This window comes from Saccharopolyspora sp. NPDC045941 (assembly GCF_056431445.1).
On the sequence record NZ_JBWKKU010000044.1, the window covers coordinates 13,898 to 30,983 of the forward strand.

Genomic DNA, 17,086 nt, shown 5'->3' on the forward strand with positions numbered 1-17,086 from the left:
GACTCGAGCAGCGTTCCGTTGAGGGTCTCCGCAGGTGCGGGGGCCCTCAATCTGTGCGGGGGCCGTCACGTGGCGCTCGCCCGCGTTCCTCCTGGCAGGCGCAGGCAGAAGCAGGCGCCTCCGGCGTCGTTGGGCTCGTACCAGGCGTCACCGCCGATCGCCCTGGTGAGCTCGCGGACGATCCACAGGCCGAGCCCGGTGCCTTCGACCTCCCGCCGGGTGCGCGCCTCGCGGCTGAAGCGTTCGAACAAGCGGGGGACGAACGTGCCCGGAACACCCGGCCCGCGGTCGCAGACCCGAACCTCGACCCACCCGGCCCGCTCGGTGACCCGTACCTCGACCGGTGGGCGTCCGTGGGCGAAGGCGTTCTCCAGGTAGTTGGTGAGCATCTCGGAAAGATCCTGGCGGTCGACGACGACCACCAGTTCGGGGGCGCACGACAGACTCACCTCCTGGGCTTTCTCGTCGAACTCGGCGAGCTGTTCCAGCAGCGCTTCGAGCACGCGCACGGGTGCCGAGGGGACCCGGGTGTCCTCGGCGTCGATCCTGGAGGCGACGAGGAGCTTGTGCATGAGGGCCTGGAGGAGATCCACGCGAGCGGCGATCTGGTCGATGATCTCGGTGGCCTGCTGCTCGCTGAGCGCGGCGCGCCGGTCGCGCAGTTGATGCACGAGCAGCTTGATGGCGGCGACGGGCGTGCGGAGCTCGTGGGCGGCCACGGCGACCACGGTGGTCTGGTGTTCCAGAGCGACTTCCAGATCCTGTTCGGCTTGTTTTCGCCGGGTGACGTCGCGGAGCGCGGCGACGTAGATGTACTCGCCCTGCAAGGTCGTGCCGGTGACCCGCATCTCGACCACGCGGGCGGAACCGTCGGGCCGGATGAGGTCGATCTCGCTGGTTTGGTGGATCACTGTCGGGGCGCCGAACGTGCTGCCCACGAGATCACCGGTGGGTCGGGAGAAGAGCGCCTCGGCGGCCGGATTGGCGAGGCGGATGATCCCCCGTTCGTCGACGGCGACGATCCCGTCCGCCGAGGCCTCCACCATGGCCTGGTTCGCGCCGTCGCGGAACCTGGAGCCAGTGGCCCGCCCGGACTCGGCGCCCGCCACTGGGCTCTCGTCGGAGCGGGGGCTACCCATCGGTCCTCGGCCCCTGCGATCGTTCGGGCGCGGTCGTCCACCGCGGATCTTCGACGAGGGGATTCGCGGCGAGGATGCGGGAGAAACCGCGCAGGCGTTCGCCGATGTGCATGCCGGTCCCGTCGATCGTGACCTGGCGGATGCTGGTGTCGTGCGCGGTTCCCCGGGTCTGCACGACGGCGATGGCCCGCTGGATCTCGCCGGCGTGTTCGAAGCCGTGGAGCAGGATCGTGACATCGGCGAGACTGGCGATCTCCACCGCAGTGGTGGGGGCGAGCGACGACGCGAGGTGGGCTCCGGTCGCCGAGGTGAGCAGCGTGGTGACCTCGCGGGGCCGCAGCACCGCACCCAGCGCGATGAGGAAGTCCAGCAGCGCTCGTGGTGTGGCCACGCGTTCCAGCGCGGACAGCGTGTCGATGACCATCCGGTTCGGGGCGAATTCCACCACGTTGCGCCTGAGCCGGATGAAGTGGTCTTCCAACGAAGCCACCTCCGGGTACTCCGCCACGATCCGGAGCCTCCCGGTCGCTTCCATGGCGTCGAGATCGAGTCCCCAGCCTGCGGCGTTGCGGCCGAGTTGCTCGCGGGTCTCGTCGAAGGTGTAGAACAGGCAGCGCTCTCCCGCGGTGAGCGCGGCGGCCGCGAAGCTGAGGCCGGTCAACGTCTTGCCCGCGCCCGTGGAACCGCTGAGCAGGGCGATCGCGTCCCGGTAGAGACCACCGCCGCACATCTCGTCCAGCTCGGCGATGCCGGTGGAGACGCGGTCCTGCGACGCTCGCTCGCGCGACGCGAGGAAGGCGAGGGGCATGACGACGATCCCCTCCTGCGGGTCGATGGCGAACAGCCATTCCCCGGTGCGGTGCGAGGCACCCCGGAACTTGACGATCTCGATGGTGCGACGTCGCCTCTCCTGCTGGAGGACGTTGCGCAGGATGATCACGTTGTTGAGCACGAATTCCTCTATGCCGTACCGGGACACGCCGTTGTGTTCGGCGCCCCGCTCCGCGGTGAGCACCGAGGTGACTCCGAGGGCTTCGAGGGAGGAGGCGATCCGGAACAACTCGCTGCGCACGTTGCCGATGTCGTTGAAGCGGTTGAAGATCGCGCCGAGGGAGTCGAGCGAGACGCGCCTGGCGCCGATCCGGCGGACCACGTGCTCGATGCGGGCCACCAGCGCGCTGAAGTCGTAGTTCCCGATGGTCGAGGTTTCGCCGACGTCGGCCGACGCGTCGACGAAGGCCCACTTCCCGTCGGCCTCCCACTGCTGGACGGGAAACCCCAGCGAAGCGGCGTTGCGGCGGATGTCGGTCGGTGTCTCCTCGAAGGTGACGAACACCCCGGCCTCGCCGGAACCGCGGATGCCGCGGGCGAGGAACTCGACGGCGAACAGCGTCTTCCCGCTGCCGGTCGTGCCGGTCACGAGAGTGGACCGCCCAGCGGGAAGCCCGCCCAGCGCGACCTGGTCGAAGCCGTTGATACCGGTGGGGATCCGCTCGATCTCGTTGCGACCGGCCATGGTCTCACCGCCTCTCCGAAGGCGACGTGCCCGGGACCGGGAGGCCGAGGGCCGCGGCGGTGCGGCCGTGGTCGGACAGGTCCCCGATGACCCGCCGTTGCGGCAGCGGTGCGAGCCTGACCACCGTGGGCGTGGCCAGGATTCGTTCTTCAGATGCCGCATCGGGGTGTTCGGCGGCGTCGATGACTTCGAGTTCGTAGCGCCCGGGGACCATGGAGTCGCACAGCGTGCGCAGGTTCGCCAGCGCGGCCTGGGAGCGCTCCGTCTGCCCCGCCACGTACAACCTGAACGAGTACACAGTCACCCGAGCAAGCACTTCCGCCCCACACCGGGACCGGCCCACAACGGGGCACGGTCGTGGTCCTGGCCCACTGCACTCCCGTTGTAACCCGAGATGGCCCGTTCTGCCCGTCCACGTGCGCGGGGAGGCGCAACTCCGGCAACCGGTGCCGCGTGGTCAGCTCAGGGCGGAGGCGGAGCGGGTCAGGCCTTCGTCGAGGTGGGCCGAGTCGTTGAAGCGGCGGATGATCCAGCTGTCCCCGGTCACCACGATCTGCGAGATCGAGCCGTTGTTCGCGCCGAGGAACGCCATCGGGCGGGAGCCCGCCGCCATGGCGATCACCTGGCCGATGACGCCGCCGTGGGTGAACACCGCGATGCGCTGGTCCGGGTGCGCGGCGGCCAGGCGTTCGATCGCATCGCGCACCCGGGTGGCCAGGTCCTCGGTGGATTCCGCGCCCGGGATGACGTCCCAGCGCTGCTCGGCGTGCATCTTCTGGATCACCGGATCGTTCTGCGCGACCTTCTGCCGGAACAGCCCGCCTTCCCAGTCGCCCAGGTGCACTTCGCGCAGGCCGGGCTCGACCCGCGGCGTCAGGCCGAGGCGGGCGGCCAGCGGCGCCGCCGTCTGGGCCGTTCGCCGCAGCGTGGTCACGTAGATCGCGTCGAGGTCCTCGCCGGCCAGGCGCCCCGCGACCCGCTCGGCGTGCTCCCGGCCCGCCGGCGCCAGCTCCGGATCGCCCTGGCCGTCGACCAGCGGGAACGACCGGCCCGGTCGCGCCGGTTCGGATTCGCCGTGCCGGATCAGCAGGACATCGGTGGATCCGGCCGGTGCCGAGAACCGCGCCTGCCGGTACTCCACTTCGGACATGCTCACTCGCTTTCTCCGCCGCGCAGCAGGAAGTCGGCCGGGTCGGGCCGCTTCGTGCGCTTCCAGTACTCCATCAGGGAGAACGGCCAGTTCTGCGCCACCCGGCCGTGCTCGTTCTTGTACCAGCTGTGCACTGTGGACTTGCCCCAGCTCATCAGCAGGTTGGCGCGGTCGACGTCGGCGTTGAACCCGTCGTGCACCTCCGCGCGGCATTCGAGCGCCGCCGAGCCGCGCTCCAGCAGCAGGCGCAGGCAGCCGACGATGTAGTTCACCGCGCACTCGGAGAAGAAGATGATGCTGCCGTTGACCACGATGTTGGTGTTCGGCCCGTAGATCATGAAGAAGTTCGGGAACTCCGGCACCGTGATCCCCAGGTAGGCGCGGGCGTCGCCGCCCCACCGCTGGTGCAGGTCGACGCCGTCGCGGCCGGTGACCCGCATCGGCGTCAGGAAGTTCGACGCCTGGAATCCGGTGGCCAGGATCAGCACGTCGGCGTCGTGCTGCCGCCCGTCGGCGGTGCGCACGCCCGTCGCGGTCACCTCCCGGATCGGGTCGGTCACCAGGTGCACGTCTTCCCGCCGCAGCGTCGCCGGCCAGGTGCCGTTGTCGCGCAGCATCCGCTTCGCCGCCGGCGGGTACTGCGGGGTGACCTTGCGGACCAGTTCGGGATCGTCGGGCAGGCTCATCTCGAGGTAGGCGACCAGGAGCTGCCGGAGTTCCTCGTTGCGCGCGGACACCGAGCGCGGATCGCCGGTCCAGTCCGGATCGACCGCTACGGCCGGGAGGACGCCCTCCGCGGAGCGGCAGAACAGCCAGAACCGGTACCACCGGGCGTAGTGCGGCACGTTGCGCAGCAGCCATCGCAGGCCCGGCTGCACCGGGTCGTGGTAGTCCGGGGTGGGCACCAGCCACGGCGGGGTGCGCTGGAAGAGGTGCACTTCGGCGGCCTGCTCGGCGATGATCGGCACGAACTGCACGGCGCTGGCGCCGGTGCCGATCACCGCGACGCGCTTGCCGGTCAGGTCGACGTCGTGGTCCCAGCGGGCGGAGTGGAAGCTGGGTCCGGCGAAGTCGGCCAGGCCACTGATCTTGGGGTAGCTGGGCCGGTTGAGCTGGCCGACGGCGCTGATCACCGCCTGCGCCCGCAGCCGCCGCGAGCCTCCTGCGTCGCGGACTTCCAGCTCCCAGCAGTGCTCGGCCTCGACGTACTCCGCCGCCACGACCTCGGTGCCGAACCGGATGTGCCGCTCGAGGCCCTGCTCGTCGGCGAAGTCCCGGAAGTAGTCCAGCAGCGCCCGCTGGGTGGAGAAGTGCCCGGGCCAGTCGTGGTTGCCGGTGAAGGAGAAGCTGTAGAGGTGGTTGGTGACGTCGACCCGGCAACCCGGGTAGGTGTTCTCCAGCCAGGTGCCGCCGACGTCGGAGTTCTTCTCGAGGATCTCGAACGGAACCCCGGCCTGCCGCAGCCGGTGCGCGGCGGCCAGGCCGGACATCCCGGCGCCGATGATCACCACGTGCAGCGGCGCGTCGGCGGCGAGCTCGGCCTTCGTCCAGTCGGGCCGGCCCGGGTCGCCGTCGTGGGCCAGTTCCTCCACCAGCAGCGGCAGATAGCCGTCCAATGCGCCGCTGGTGGAGAACTCGATGAGCCGGCGGACCTGGTCGTCGGCGAGTTCCGGAGCCGCCGGGCAGCCCCGGTCGCGCCAGCCGGCCAGCGCGCGCAGCGCGAGCTCGCGGGCGGCGGCCAGCTGCTCGTCGCCGAGCGCGCCCTGCGGGCTGAACCGGTCGGTCGGGTCGGGTCGCAGGTCGTCGCGCAGCAGCGACAGGTCTCCGGTCAGCTGGGCCAGCGCGGGCAGCAGTGCCGGGATCTCGGCCTCGTCTATCGCCGCGCGCAGGAAGTCGTCATCGTCGTTGATGGCCATCGTTCCCCTTCCCCGCCGGGGTCGGATCTCGGCGCGCGCCGAGGCGCCCGAGCCTCGACTTTTCCATTGCGCCGCGTGGTTTTCAAGCGCCGATCGATGCTTGGGAGGTGATGCCACCGGATGCTAACTTAACGAACGATACACGGCTGGCGGGTCGCGCCGCCGCACGCGAAACGATGGGAACGTGTGAGCACAATGGACGGTGACACGGTTCTGCTGGCCCAGGACGGCCCCGTGCTGACGGTGACGATCAACCGGCCCCGCCGGAAGAACGCCATCGACGGGCAGACCTGGCTGGCGTTGCAGAAGGCGCTCGAGCACGCGGCGACCGAGGACAGCGTGCGAGCCGTGGTGCTCACCGGCGAGGGCGGTGATTTCTGCGCCGGCGCGGACCTCAGCACCGACCGCGGCTCGCAGCACCCGCTGCGCCGGATGCACGGCATCAACGATGTCGCGCTGTCGCTGTACGAACTGCCCAAGCCGGTGGTGGCGAAGGTGCGCGGCGTCGCCGTCGGCGCGGGCTGGAACCTGGCGCTGGGCTGCGACCTGGTGGTCTCCACGCCGGATGCGCGGTTCTCGCAGATCTTCGCCAAGCGCGGCCTGTCGCTGGACTTCGGCGGCTCCTGGTTGCTGCCGCGGATCGTCGGGATGCAGCAGGCGAAGCGGCTCGCGCTGCTCGGCGAGATCATCGGCGCGAAGGAGGCCCTGGAACTCGGGCTGGTCACCTGGATCAAGGAGGACCACGAGCTGGACGAGTTCGTCGCCGACGTCGCCGGGCGGCTGGCGCAGGGCCCGCCGATCGCGATGGCGCAGAGCAAGGACATGCTGCACGCCGGCGCGCACCAGAGCTTCCGGGAGGCGCTGGAGAACGAGGCCCGCGCCCAGGTCGTCAACTTCGCCACGGCGGACGGCCCGGCCGCGCGGGAGGCGTTCGTGAACAAGGTGGAAGCGGTGTTCACCGGCGAGTGGATGGTGCGATGAGCTACCAGCAGATCGCCTACGAGGCCGCCGACGGCATCGCGACCATCACGCTGAACCGGCCGGACAAGCTCAACGCCTTCACGCACGTCATGCGCGCCGAGCTGATCGACGCCTTCGACACCACCGACGCCGACGATTCGGTGCGCGCGGTGATCGTCACGGGCGCGGGCCGCGGCTTCTGCGCCGGTGCGGACCTCAGCTCCGGCTCGGACACCTTCAACGCCGATGCCGACGCCGAACGCGCGAAGAACCGGTGGGCGGCCGGGGAGATCGGCGGTGTGCCGCGCGACGGCGGCGGCACGGTGGCGCTGCGCATCGCGGCGTCGCGCAAGCCGGTGATCGCGGCGTTCAACGGCCCGGCGGTCGGGGTGGGCGTGACCATGACGCTGCCGATGGACATCCGGCTGGCCGCCGAGTCGGCGAAGTTCGGTCTGGTCTTCGCCCGCCGCGGCATCCTTCCGGAGGCGGCCTCCACGTGGTTCCTGCCGCGCGTCGTCGGCATCTCGCAGGCGATGGAGTGGGTGGCCACCGGCCGGGTCTTCGGCGCCGAGGAGGCGCTGGCGGGTCGCCTGGTCTCCCGCGTGGTCCCCGACGACGAGCTGCTCCCGACGGCCCGGGCGATCGCCCGCGAGATCGCCGACAACACCTCGGGCGTTTCGGTCGCGGTGGCCCGCCAGCTGCTGTGGGGCATGCTCAGCGCGGACTCGCCGTGGGAGGCGCACCGCCTGGATTCCAAGGGCATCAACCACCTCGGCGCGGGCGCAGACGCGGCCGAGGGCGTCGCGTCGTTCCTGGCCAAGCGCCCGGCCGAGTTCCCGCTCAAGGTCAGCCAGGACTACCCGGACTTCATCCCGCCCTGGCCCAGGCGCCCCGACGGCGTCTGAATACGTCCGGTCGTGAGTGGCAACGGCTGCCATGACGGCCATTGCCACTCACGACCCGAGACGCATCGGTCGTGAATGGCAATGGTTGCTAGAACGGCCATTGCCACTCACGACACCGCGACGTTCGGTGCTCAGGCCGGATCGGCGAAGTTCGGGGCGCGCTTCTCGAGGTTCGACTTGACCGCTTCGACCTGGTTCGGGCTGCCGATCAGGGCCTTGATCGCCGTCTGCTCCGCCTCGAAGCCCTCGGCGAGGCTCACGCGGCCCGCCATGTCGAGGAGCTGCTTGGAGTAGCGGATCGCTTCCGGGCTCTTGGTGGCGATCTCGGCTCCCAGGGCGAGGGCCGCGGTCAGCGGGTCGGCTTCGACCCGGGTGCACAGGCCCAGGGCGGCGGCTTCCTCGCCGCTGATGACGCGGCCGGTGTAGGTCAGCTCCTTGGCGACGTCGCGGCCCACGAGCTCCGGGAGCAGCTGGGTGCCGGTCATGTCCGGCGCGATTCCCCACTTGATCTCCATCACCGACAGCTTCGCGTCCGGCGCCACGAGCCGGATGTCCGCGCCCAGCGCCACCTGCAGGCCGCCGCCGAACGCCACGCCGTGCACCGCCGCGATCACCGGCACCGGCAGCGTCGCCCACACGTGCGCCGCCTGCTGACCGCGCGCCTTCGCCGGACCGACCGGTTCGGTGGTGACGGACTTGCGGTCGGGCAGCCGGCCGCTGTCGTCGGCCATCTGCTGGAAGTTGGCGAAGTCCAGGCCGGCGCAGAAGGACCGGCCCTCGCCGGAGAGCACCACGGCCCGCACGCCGTCGTCGTCGCGCAGTCGCAGCCCGGTCGTGACCAGGGCGTCGAACATGGCCTGGTCGAGCGCGTTGAGCTTGTCCGGTCGGTTCAGCCGCACGTCCGCCACGCCGTCGGTGATGGTGCAGCTGACCCGTTGCTCGGCCGTTGTCGTCACGAACCCTCCTGAGAGCACTGGAACCGGTGCGGGCACTACGCCTTGCGCACCAGGGATTTCCGCACGCTATGGGGCGGTCGAGCGGGACGTCAAGAACGCCCTCGTTCGTCCTCTTGTGCTACCGGCCGCGCCGTGTCTAGGGTCACTGAACGAGCGTTAAAGAGGTGATTCAGAACGGGCTTGCGGCCCCGTGGGATCCCCGGCCTGTGCACGTTCGTGGCATCGGGGCCGTCCTCACCGGATGACGCCGCGAGAACCGGCGGTGGTGCGGAGTGATCCCCGCCGCATTCCGATGGGACACGTGAGGAGAACGCATGGACTTCGCTCTCCCGGCCGAGCTGGTCAGCCGTCTCGCCGCGCTCGACGCGTTCATCGACTCCGAGATCCGCCCGCTGCAGGAGCAGGACGACAACGAGCGGTTCTTCGACCACCGCCGGGAATTCGCCCGCACCGACTTCGAAGCGGGCGGCACGCCGCGCCGGGAGTGGGAGGAACTGCTCGGCGAGATGTTCAGCCGTGCCGACCGGGCGGGCTGGCTGCGCTACGGGCTGCCCGCGGAGGTGGGCGGTTCGGACGGCACCAACTTCGACATGGCCGTGATCCGCGAGCACCTCGCCGCGAAGGGCCTCGGCCTGCACAACGACCTGCAGAACGAGTCGTCGGTGGTGGGCAACTTCCCGGTCGTGCACATGCTGCTGGCGTTCGGAACCCCGGAGCAGCGCGAGGAATTCCTCCAACCCGTGCTGGCGCGCCGCAAGCGGCTCGCGTTCGGCCTCACCGAACCCGACCACGGCAGCGACGCCACCTGGCTGGAGACCACCGCGGTCCGCTCGGGCGGCGACTGGATCATCAACGGCGCCAAGCGGTTCAACTCCGGGATGCACTCCGCGACCCACGACATCGTCTTCGCCCGCACCTCCGGCGAGCCCGGCCAGGCGACCGGCATCACCGCGTTCATCGTGCCCACCGACGCGCCGGGCTTCTCCGTCGACTTCCACTGGTGGACCTTCAACATGCCCACCGACCACGCCGAGGTGACCCTGCGCGACGTGCGGGTGCCGGACTCGGCGGTGTTCGGCGAGGTCGGCGGCGGGCTCGCGCTGGCGCAGCACTTCGTGCACGAGAACCGGATCAGGCAGGCGGCCTCGGGCGTCGGCGCGGCGCAGTACTGCATCGACCGCAGCGTCGAATACGCCCGCGAGCGGATCACCTTCGGGCAGCCGCTGGCCAACCGGCAGGCCATCCAGTGGCCGCTGGTGGAGCTGCAGACCGACGCCGAGCTGCTGCGCGGCCTGGTGCGCAAGACCGCCTGGGAGCTGGACCGCAGGCCGCACTTCGAGATCAGCGACCGGGTGTCGATGTGCAACTTCCGCGCCAATCGGCTGGTGTGCGAGGCGGCCGACCAGGCGATGCAGGTGCACGGCGGGCTCGGCTACACCCGGCACACCCCGTTCGAGCACATCTACCGGCACCACCGCCGCTACCGGATCACCGAAGGTTCCGAGGAGGTGCAGAAGCGGAAGGTCGCCGGTTACCTGTTCGGCTTCGCCGGCCCGGGGCGGCGCCGGTGAGCGCGGCGGAGCCGCTGGACGGGCTCGCGCGTCGCCTGCCCGGGGTGCTCGGGCGCCCGGTCGAGGTGACCGGGCTGGCGCAGGCCAGCGGCGGGGCGAGCCGCGAGACGTGGTTCGTCGAGCTCGACGGGGGAGCCCGGCGGCTGGTGCTGCGGCGCGACCCGGTCGGCGCGGCGCGTCCGGAGGGCATGGCGCGCGAGGCGGTGGTGCTGGAAGCGGCGCGGGCCGCGGGCGTTCCGGTGCCACTGCTGGTGGACCACAGCACCGACGTCGCGATCCTCGGCTCGCCGTACGTGCTCACCGAACACGTCGACGGCGAGTCGATTCCCCGGCGCCTGCTGCGCGAGCCGGAATTCGCCGCAGCACGCGGGAAACTGGCCCGCGAACTCGGCCGGGCGGCGGCGCTGATCCACCTCGTTCCCGCGCCGGACCTGCCGTCGGCCGACCCGCTCGACCAGCTCGTGGCGACCTACGAGGAGCTCGGCGAACCGCTGCCCGCGGTCGAGATCGCGTTCCGCTGGCTGCGCGCGAACCGGCCGCCCGACACCGGAAGAACGTTGGTGCACGGCGATTTCCGCAACGGGAACCTGATCGTCGGCCCGGACGGGCTGCGGGCGGTGCTGGACTGGGAGCTGGTGCACCTCGGCGATCCGATGGAGGACCTGGGCTGGCTGTGCGTCAACGCCTGGCGGTTCGGCTCGCCGCTGCCGGTCGGCGGTTTCGGCACCAGGGAAGAACTCTTCGACGGCTACGCGGAGATCGCCGGGCGGCGGCCGGACCCGGATGCGGTGCGCTGGTGGGAGATCCTCGGCACCGCGCGGTGGGGCGTGATCTGCCGCTCGCAGGCGCAACGGCACCTCAGCGGCGAGCGGCCGTCGATGGAGCTGGCCGCGATCGGCCGGCGCGTGTGCGAGCAGGAGCACGACCTGCTGACCGAGCTCGGCGTGCCGCGCCCGGCCGGTCCCGGGCAGGAACGCCGGACGCCGGTGTCGGATCTGCACGGACGGCCTTCGGCGGCGGAACTCGTCGCGGCGGTGGCGGACTTCCTGCGCGACGAGGTCGTGCCGGGCAGCGCCGGGAGGATGCGGTTCCAGTCCCGGGTCGCCGCGAACACCCTGTCCATTGTGGAGCGTGAACTGGCATTGGCGGAGCGGCAGGAACAGCGGCACCGGCGTCGGCTCGCGGATCTGGGGCTTGCCGACCGGGCGGCCCTGGCCGGCGCGATCCGCGACGGCGAACTCGATCCCTGGCAACCGGAAACGGCCGCCGCCGTGTGGGAGCAGGTGCTCGACCGGCTCGCGGTCGCCAATCCGCGGCACCCGAGAGGAATCTCATGACCGAGCTGACGACGATCACATCGGGCCTGCAGTTCCCGGAGGGGCCAGTGGCCCTCGCCGACGGCTCCGTGCTGCTGGTGGAGATCAAGCGCGGCACGCTGTCGCGAGTCGCGCCGGACGGCACCGTGTCGGTGGTCGCCGACTGCGGCGGCGGACCCAACGGGGCGGCGATCGGGCCGGACGGCGCGGTATACGTCTGCAACAACGGCGGATTCGAGTGGCACGACATCGGCGGCCGCGACGTTCCCGGCATGCAGCCCGGCGACTACATCGGCGGCCGCATCCAGCGGGTCACCGCGGACGGCGAGGTCACCGACCTCTACACCGCCGTGGACGGCCACGGCCTGCGCGGCCCCAACGACATCGTCTTCGACGCCGAGGGCGGCTTCTACTTCACCGATCTCGGCAAGCGCCGCCCGCGCGAGACCGACCGCGGCGGGCTGTACTACGCCACCGCCGACGGCAGTCGCATCGAGGAGATCGCCTACCCGCTGGCCGACGCCAACGGGGTCGGGTTGTCGCCGGACGGTACGCGGGTCTACGTGGCTGAAACGTCGACCGGCCGGGTCTGGTACTGGGACGTCGAGGGTCCGGGGACGCTGGGCCGGGGCGGCAAGGGGCCGGCAGGAGCCAAGCTGCTGCACGGCTTCGAGGGCTACCAACTGCTGGACTCGCTCGCCGTGGACTCCGAGGGCAACGTGTGCGTGGCGACGCTGGTGACCGGCGGGATCAGCGTGCTGTCGCCGGACGGCGAGCTCAAGGACGTGATCAAGCCGCCGAAGCACGACTTCCACGTCACCAACATCTGCTTCGGCGGCCCGGACCTGCGCACCGCCTACATCACCTCGTCCGGCTGGGGAATCCTCTACGCCACCGAATGGCACTGCCCAGGCCTGCGCCTCAACTACGGAGCTTGATAGATCACTGTGGACACTCAAGGAGGGGACGTGCCGGAGGACCAGCGACGGCGGTTGCTCGCGGAGCTCACCGGTCCGGGCGGTGAGTTCGAGATCGTGCCGCAGGACGTCGGCGGCATCCCGATGCGGGTGTACGCCAAGGGGCCGACGACGCTGCGCGATGTGGCGCTGTTCAGCCAGGGCTACGGCGCGCGCGACTTCCTCGTCTATGACGGCTACCGGTGCACCTACGCGGAGCACTACCGGCTGGTGGCGGGCTTGGCGCGCAGCCTGCGCGCGGAGTACGGCCTGGTCTCCAGCGACCGCGTGGCGATCGCGATGCGCAACTACCCGGAATGGGTGCCGATCTTCTGGGCGATCCAGGCGGCCGGGCTCGTCGCGGTGCCGCTCAACGCATGGTGGACCGACGCGGAACTGCGCTTCGGCCTGACCGACTGCGGCGCGAAGCTGGTGTTCGCCGACTCGCAGCGAACCGCCCTGCTGGACCGCGACATCCCGGTCGTCGAGGTGCGCGGGGGTGATCCGGCGCCGGGCGTGCGGGCGTGGTCGGAGCTGCTGGCATCGCTGCCCGCGGACGCGGACCTGCCGGACGTGTCGATCGGGCCCGACGACGACGCCACGATCCTCTACACCTCCGGCACCACCGGCCGCCCCAAGGGCGCGATCGGCACGCACCGCAACCACTGCACGAACCTGCTGAACACGGTGGTGAACCGGCGCGTTCAGGCGGCGCTGGCCAACGGCGGCGAGTTCCCGCCGCTGGGCGAAGGACCGCAGCCCGGCGTGCTGCTGACCTTCCCGATGTTCCACATCGCCGGCCTCACCACGCTGTACTTCGGCACGCTGGCCGGGGCGAAGCTGGCCACCATGTACCGGTGGGACCGGGAGGCCGCGGCGCGGCTGATCAAGACCGAGGGGCTGACCAGCGCGGCCGGCGTGCCGACCGTGATGCGGGATCTGGTCGAGCAGGGCGACGCGGTGGCCGGGCTGGACGGCGTGAACATGGGCGGTGCGCCGATCCCGCCCGACCTCGTGCAGCGCATCGGCGCCTTTGGCACCGGCGTGGCGCCTTCCAACGGCTACGGTCTCACCGAGACGACCTCGGCGGTGGTCGGCAACGCGGGCGCGGACTACCTCGCCCGCTCCAACAGCGTCGGCCGCTGCATGCCGGGCACGGACCTGCGCGTCGTGGACCCGGCCACCGCCGAGGACGCGGCGCCCGGCGAGATCGGCGAGCTGTGGTTCCGCGGGCCGAACATCGTGCGCGGCTACTGGAACAACCCGCAGGCCACCGCGGAATCCTTCATCGACGGCTGGTTCCGCACCGGCGACCTCGGCTACGTCGAGGACGACTGGGTGTACGTGGTGGACCGGCTCAAGGATGTGGTGATCCGCGGCGGCGAGAACGTGTACTGCGCGGAGGTCGAAGCGGCCCTCTACGAGCACCCGGAGGTGGCCGACGTCGCGGTCATCGGCCTGCCGCACCCGACGCTCGGCGAGGAGGTCGCGGCGGTGGTGAACCTGCATTCCCCGGTCTCCCCGGAAGAACTCCGGTCGCACGTAGCGGCGCGGCTGGCGGTCTTCAAGGTCCCGGCGCACGTGGTGGTGCGGGCGGAAGCACTGCCGCGGACGCCGACCGGCAAGGTCCTCAAACGCCAACTGCGCGAGCAGATCGCCGTGAAGGACTGATTCGAAGCGGCTGTCACTGGAACGCCTAGGTAGTGCGAGGTTGACGTGGAACTGCGTGGCATCGAGCCGGAGAACACCGAGCGCTGGCTGGCCGAGAACGTGCCGGGACTGCGCCCGCCGGTGACGTTCTCGGTCGTCTCCGGCGGGCGGTCGAACCTGACCTACCGCGTCGTCGACGCCGACGGCGAGGTGCGCGCCCTGCGCCGCCCGCCCACCGGCGGCGTGCTCACGACGGCGCACGACATGAGCCGCGAGTGGCGGTTCATCTCCGCCCTGCACGGCACCGGCGTGCCGGTTCCCGACCCGCTCGCGTACTGCGCCGACGAGTCGGTGACCGGCGCCGAGTTCTACGTGATGGGCTTCGTCGACGGCCACGTGCTCGCCGGTCCGGATTCGGCGGAGTCGTTCTCGGCGGAAGCGCGCCGGCGCGCGGGCCTGGCGACGGTGGAGTGCATGGCGGCCTTGCACGGCGTCGACCCGGACTCGGTCGGGCTGGGCGACGTCGCGCGTCGCGACGGCTACCTGGAGCGGCAGCTCCGCCGCTGGCAGCGGCAGGTGCACCAGTCCGGCGCGCCGGACCTGCCGCTGCTGGACGCGGTGCACGACGCGCTGCTGGCGAAGGTGCCGAGGCAGCAGACCGGCATCGTGCACGGTGACTTCCGGCCGGGCAACCTGTCGTTCTCGCCGGACGGCGAGGTGCTGGCCGTCTTCGACTGGGAGCTGGCCACCCTCGGCGAGCCGCTCGCCGACCTGGGCTGGCTGCTGGCGACCTGGGTGGAGCCGGGCGACGAACTGCCTCCCGCGACCGCCCTCGGCCCCACCGCCGAACCGGGCTTCCCCACCCGCGCGGAGCTGGTCGACCGCTACGTCGCGCTCGCCGGCCGCGACGTCTCGGACCTGCCGTACTACGTGGCGTTCCAGCGGTGGCGGTCGTGCTGCATCAGCGCCGGTGTGCGGGCCCGCTACCTGGCAGGTGTGATGGGCGACGACGGCTACGTCGCCGAAGCCCGCGCGAAGAACGAACTGCGCCAGGCCGAAGCCGCCTGGCAAGCGGTGCAAGAGCTCTCGTGAGCGTTCATGCCGGTTCTCGCCGGAACGAACGCTCACGACCGCGGAAGAGGAGGAACTCATGACCCGGGCGATCCGCATCGCCGGCTTCTCCGGCTACCTCGGTGACCGGCGCAGCGCCTTCGCGGAGGCCGTGGCCGGCGATCCGTGCGACGTGCTGATCGGCGACTACCTCGCCGAGTTCACGCTGGCCATGCTGGCGGCCCGGCACCGCAGCGACCCGTCGAAGGGCTTCGTCGAGTACTTCCTCGACCAGCTGCGCCCGCACCTGCCGACGCTGGCCGAACGCGGCACGCGGGTCGTGGTCAACGCCGGCGGCTTCAACCCGGCCGGCCTGGCCGACGCCGTGCGGGCGCTGATCGCGGAGGCGGGCGTGCGGCTGCGCGTCGCGCACGTCGAAGGCGACAACGTGCTGTCCGCATTGGACGATCTGCAGGCCGCCGGGCACCCGTTGCAGAGTCTCGACAGCGGCGCACCGCTTGCGGACTGGGGAGTCCGGCCGATCGCGGCCAACGCCTACCTGGGCGGCTGGGGCATCGCGGCCGCGCTGCGCGAAGGCGCAGACATCGTGGTCTGCGGGCGCGTCACCGACGCCTCGCTGACCGTCGGCCCGGCCGCCTGGTGGCACGGCTGGCGCAACACCGGCTGGGACGAACTCGCCGCCGCGGTGGTGGCCGGGCACATCATCGAGTGCGGCCCGCAGGCGGTCGGCGGCAACTTCTCCGGGTTCACCCAGGTGCCCGGCATGGTCGCGCCGGGATTCCCGGTCGCCGAGATCGCCGCCGACGGCACCGCGATCATCACCAAGCACGCCCGCGACGGCGGAATGGTCACAGTGGACACCGTGACCGCGCAGCTGGTGTACGAGATTCAGGGCCCGCGCTACCTGAACCCGGACGTCACCGCGCACCTGGACACCGTGCGGCTGCGGCAGATCGGCCCGGACCGGGTGGAGCTCTCCGGCACCACCGGATCCCCGCCGCCGCCCACGACCAAGGTCGCGGTGTTCGCCCCGATCGGCCACCAGCTCGTCTCGACGCTCTACGCCACCGGGCTGGACATCGACGAGAAGGTCGCGCTGATCCGAGCCCAGGCCGAGGCGCTGCTCGACGGCGCGGAAGCGGAGCTCGACGTGAGCGCCCTCGGCATCGCGGCGGAGGACCCGGAACGGCAGTGGGACGCCACGGTCCAGGTGCGCATCATGGCCACCGCCGCGGAGCGAGCGCCGCTGGAGGAGCTGGCGGAAGGACTCGGCGGCCTGTTCCTGTCGAGCATCCCCGGCTTCTACACCGACAGCGCCGCCCGCCAGTCCGGGACGCCCAAGCCGCGCATCGACTACTGGCCGTCGCTGCTGGCGATGGAGGCGGTGCCGCACGAGGCGGTGCTCGACGACGGCACCCGGATCCAGATCGTCCCGCCGCCGGCCGCCGAACAACCGGCTCAGCCCGCGCATCCCGAGCCCGAGCCGAACCCGGCGGGCGAAACGCGCCGCGTCCCGCTCGGCCGGATCGCGCACGCGCGCAGCGGTGACAAGGGCGGCAACAGCAACGTGGGCCTGTGGGTAGACGACCCGAAGGCCTGGCCGTGGCTGCGCGGCCTGCTGAGCACTGAAGAGCTGCGACGGCTGATGCCGGAGGCGAAGGACCTGGAGATCGTCCGGCACGAGTTCCCCAACCTCCGCGCGGTGCACTTCGTCCTGCGTGGACTGCTGGGCACCGGCGGTTCCAGCAACCTGCGGGTCGACCCGATCGGCAAGGCGGTCGGCGAATTTCTCCGAGCCCGCCACGTAGAAGTCCCGGTGGACCTGCTGGACGGGCCGTGACGGCCGCGACCGATCGCCGGCTCGCGGCCGGGTGGTGAGCGCCGGTTTCGGGGGAAAAAGCGCGACCCCCCCCCGTGTGGGGGGGCTATTTCCACAAAAAATAAATCTTGTTTTTCGAGGACGGAGAGGGGAGGCCGTCC

General features: G+C 71.2%; 14 protein-coding genes. 8 read left to right on the forward strand and 6 right to left on the reverse strand.

From position 1 onward, the window contains the following. Positions 1-65: 65 nt before the first annotated feature. The 5 genes from AC07FN_RS30100 to AC07FN_RS30120 form a co-directional block, all read right to left on the reverse strand. Positions 66-1,139, reverse strand: coding sequence for a PAS domain-containing sensor histidine kinase (locus AC07FN_RS30100; protein WP_478398630.1), 1,074 nt, complete (start codon positions 1,137-1,139; stop codon positions 66-68). Next, positions 1,132-2,655 carry a circadian clock protein KaiC gene (gene kaiC, locus AC07FN_RS30105; protein ID WP_478398631.1) on the reverse strand — a complete coding sequence of 508 codons (1,524 nt, stop codon included), beginning with the start codon at positions 2,653-2,655 and terminating at the stop codon, positions 1,132-1,134. The genes AC07FN_RS30100 and kaiC overlap by 8 nt, the downstream gene beginning before the upstream one ends. Before the next feature lie 4 nt (positions 2,656-2,659). Next, positions 2,660-2,932 (reverse strand): circadian clock KaiB family protein, encoded by a 273-nt coding sequence (locus tag AC07FN_RS30110; RefSeq protein ID WP_207954862.1) that lies wholly within the window; start codon positions 2,930-2,932, stop codon positions 2,660-2,662. 180 nt (positions 2,933-3,112) lie between these two features. Next, positions 3,113-3,805 (reverse strand): histidine phosphatase family protein, encoded by a 693-nt coding sequence (locus AC07FN_RS30115; RefSeq protein ID WP_478398632.1) that lies wholly within the window; start codon positions 3,803-3,805, stop codon positions 3,113-3,115. Between the two features lie 2 nt (positions 3,806-3,807). Continuing rightward, positions 3,808-5,721, reverse strand: a complete 1,914-nt coding sequence (locus AC07FN_RS30120) for a flavin-containing monooxygenase (RefSeq protein ID WP_478398633.1) — start codon at positions 5,719-5,721, stop codon at positions 3,808-3,810. A gap of 195 nt (positions 5,722-5,916) precedes the next feature. Between AC07FN_RS30120 and AC07FN_RS30125 the strand changes: the two genes are divergently transcribed. Then, entirely contained in the window at positions 5,917-6,702 is a 786-nt protein-coding gene (locus AC07FN_RS30125) for an enoyl-CoA hydratase/isomerase family protein (protein WP_478398634.1), read from the forward strand. Continuing rightward, on the forward strand, positions 6,699-7,586 hold the full coding sequence (locus AC07FN_RS30130) for a crotonase/enoyl-CoA hydratase family protein (RefSeq protein WP_478398635.1): 888 nt from the start codon (positions 6,699-6,701) through the stop codon (positions 7,584-7,586). The genes AC07FN_RS30125 and AC07FN_RS30130 overlap by 4 nt, the downstream gene beginning before the upstream one ends. 131 nt (positions 7,587-7,717) lie before the next feature. Here the strand turns inward: AC07FN_RS30130 and AC07FN_RS30135 are convergent, their stop codons facing one another. Further along, positions 7,718-8,542, reverse strand: a complete 825-nt coding sequence (locus tag AC07FN_RS30135) for a crotonase/enoyl-CoA hydratase family protein (RefSeq protein ID WP_478398636.1) — start codon at positions 8,540-8,542, stop codon at positions 7,718-7,720. Positions 8,543-8,856: 314 nt separating this feature from the next. Between AC07FN_RS30135 and AC07FN_RS30140 the strand changes: the two genes are divergently transcribed. Genes AC07FN_RS30140 through AC07FN_RS30165 form a run of 6 tightly spaced genes read left to right on the forward strand, consistent with a single transcriptional unit; the run spans position 8,857 to position 16,946 of the window. Continuing rightward, complete coding sequence (locus AC07FN_RS30140; RefSeq protein WP_478398637.1) at positions 8,857-10,113, forward strand: acyl-CoA dehydrogenase family protein; 1,257 nt, start codon at positions 8,857-8,859, stop codon at positions 10,111-10,113. Continuing rightward, positions 10,110-11,450, forward strand: a complete 1,341-nt coding sequence (locus AC07FN_RS30145; RefSeq protein ID WP_478398638.1) for a phosphotransferase family protein — start codon at positions 10,110-10,112, stop codon at positions 11,448-11,450. Before AC07FN_RS30140 ends, AC07FN_RS30145 begins: the two co-directional genes overlap by 4 nt. Further along, positions 11,447-12,367 carry an SMP-30/gluconolactonase/LRE family protein gene (locus AC07FN_RS30150; protein WP_478398639.1) on the forward strand — a complete coding sequence of 307 codons (921 nt, stop codon included), beginning with the start codon at positions 11,447-11,449 and terminating at the stop codon, positions 12,365-12,367. The genes AC07FN_RS30145 and AC07FN_RS30150 overlap by 4 nt, the downstream gene beginning before the upstream one ends. A gap of 30 nt (positions 12,368-12,397) precedes the next feature. Then, positions 12,398-14,056, forward strand: coding sequence for a class I adenylate-forming enzyme family protein (locus tag AC07FN_RS30155; RefSeq protein ID WP_478398640.1), 1,659 nt, complete (start codon positions 12,398-12,400; stop codon positions 14,054-14,056). A 45-nt stretch (positions 14,057-14,101) separates the two neighbouring features. Then, positions 14,102-15,127 (forward strand): phosphotransferase family protein, encoded by a 1,026-nt coding sequence (locus tag AC07FN_RS30160; protein ID WP_478398641.1) that lies wholly within the window; start codon positions 14,102-14,104, stop codon positions 15,125-15,127. Positions 15,128-15,185: 58 nt separating this feature from the next. Beyond that, positions 15,186-16,946 (forward strand): acyclic terpene utilization AtuA family protein, encoded by a 1,761-nt coding sequence (locus AC07FN_RS30165; protein WP_478398642.1) that lies wholly within the window; start codon positions 15,186-15,188, stop codon positions 16,944-16,946. The last annotated feature ends 140 nt before the right edge of the window (positions 16,947-17,086 follow it).

Coding starts and splice junctions, on each gene's coding strand:
- AC07FN_RS30100 (WP_478398630.1), bottom strand. CDS start 1,139: ATGGGTAGCCCCCGCTCCGACGAGAGCCCAGTGGCGGGCGCCGAGTCC.
- kaiC (WP_478398631.1), bottom strand. CDS start 2,655: ATGGCCGGTCGCAACGAGATCGAGCGGATCCCCACCGGTATCAACGGC.
- AC07FN_RS30115 (WP_478398632.1), bottom strand. CDS start 3,805: ATGTCCGAAGTGGAGTACCGGCAGGCGCGGTTCTCGGCACCGGCCGGA.
- AC07FN_RS30120 (WP_478398633.1), bottom strand. CDS start 5,721: ATGGCCATCAACGACGATGACGACTTCCTGCGCGCGGCGATAGACGAG.
- AC07FN_RS30125 (WP_478398634.1), top strand. CDS start 5,917: ATGGACGGTGACACGGTTCTGCTGGCCCAGGACGGCCCCGTGCTGACG.
- AC07FN_RS30130 (WP_478398635.1), top strand. CDS start 6,699: ATGAGCTACCAGCAGATCGCCTACGAGGCCGCCGACGGCATCGCGACC.
- AC07FN_RS30140 (WP_478398637.1), top strand. CDS start 8,857: ATGGACTTCGCTCTCCCGGCCGAGCTGGTCAGCCGTCTCGCCGCGCTC.
- AC07FN_RS30150 (WP_478398639.1), top strand. CDS start 11,447: ATGACCGAGCTGACGACGATCACATCGGGCCTGCAGTTCCCGGAGGGG.
- AC07FN_RS30165 (WP_478398642.1), top strand. CDS start 15,186: ATGACCCGGGCGATCCGCATCGCCGGCTTCTCCGGCTACCTCGGTGAC.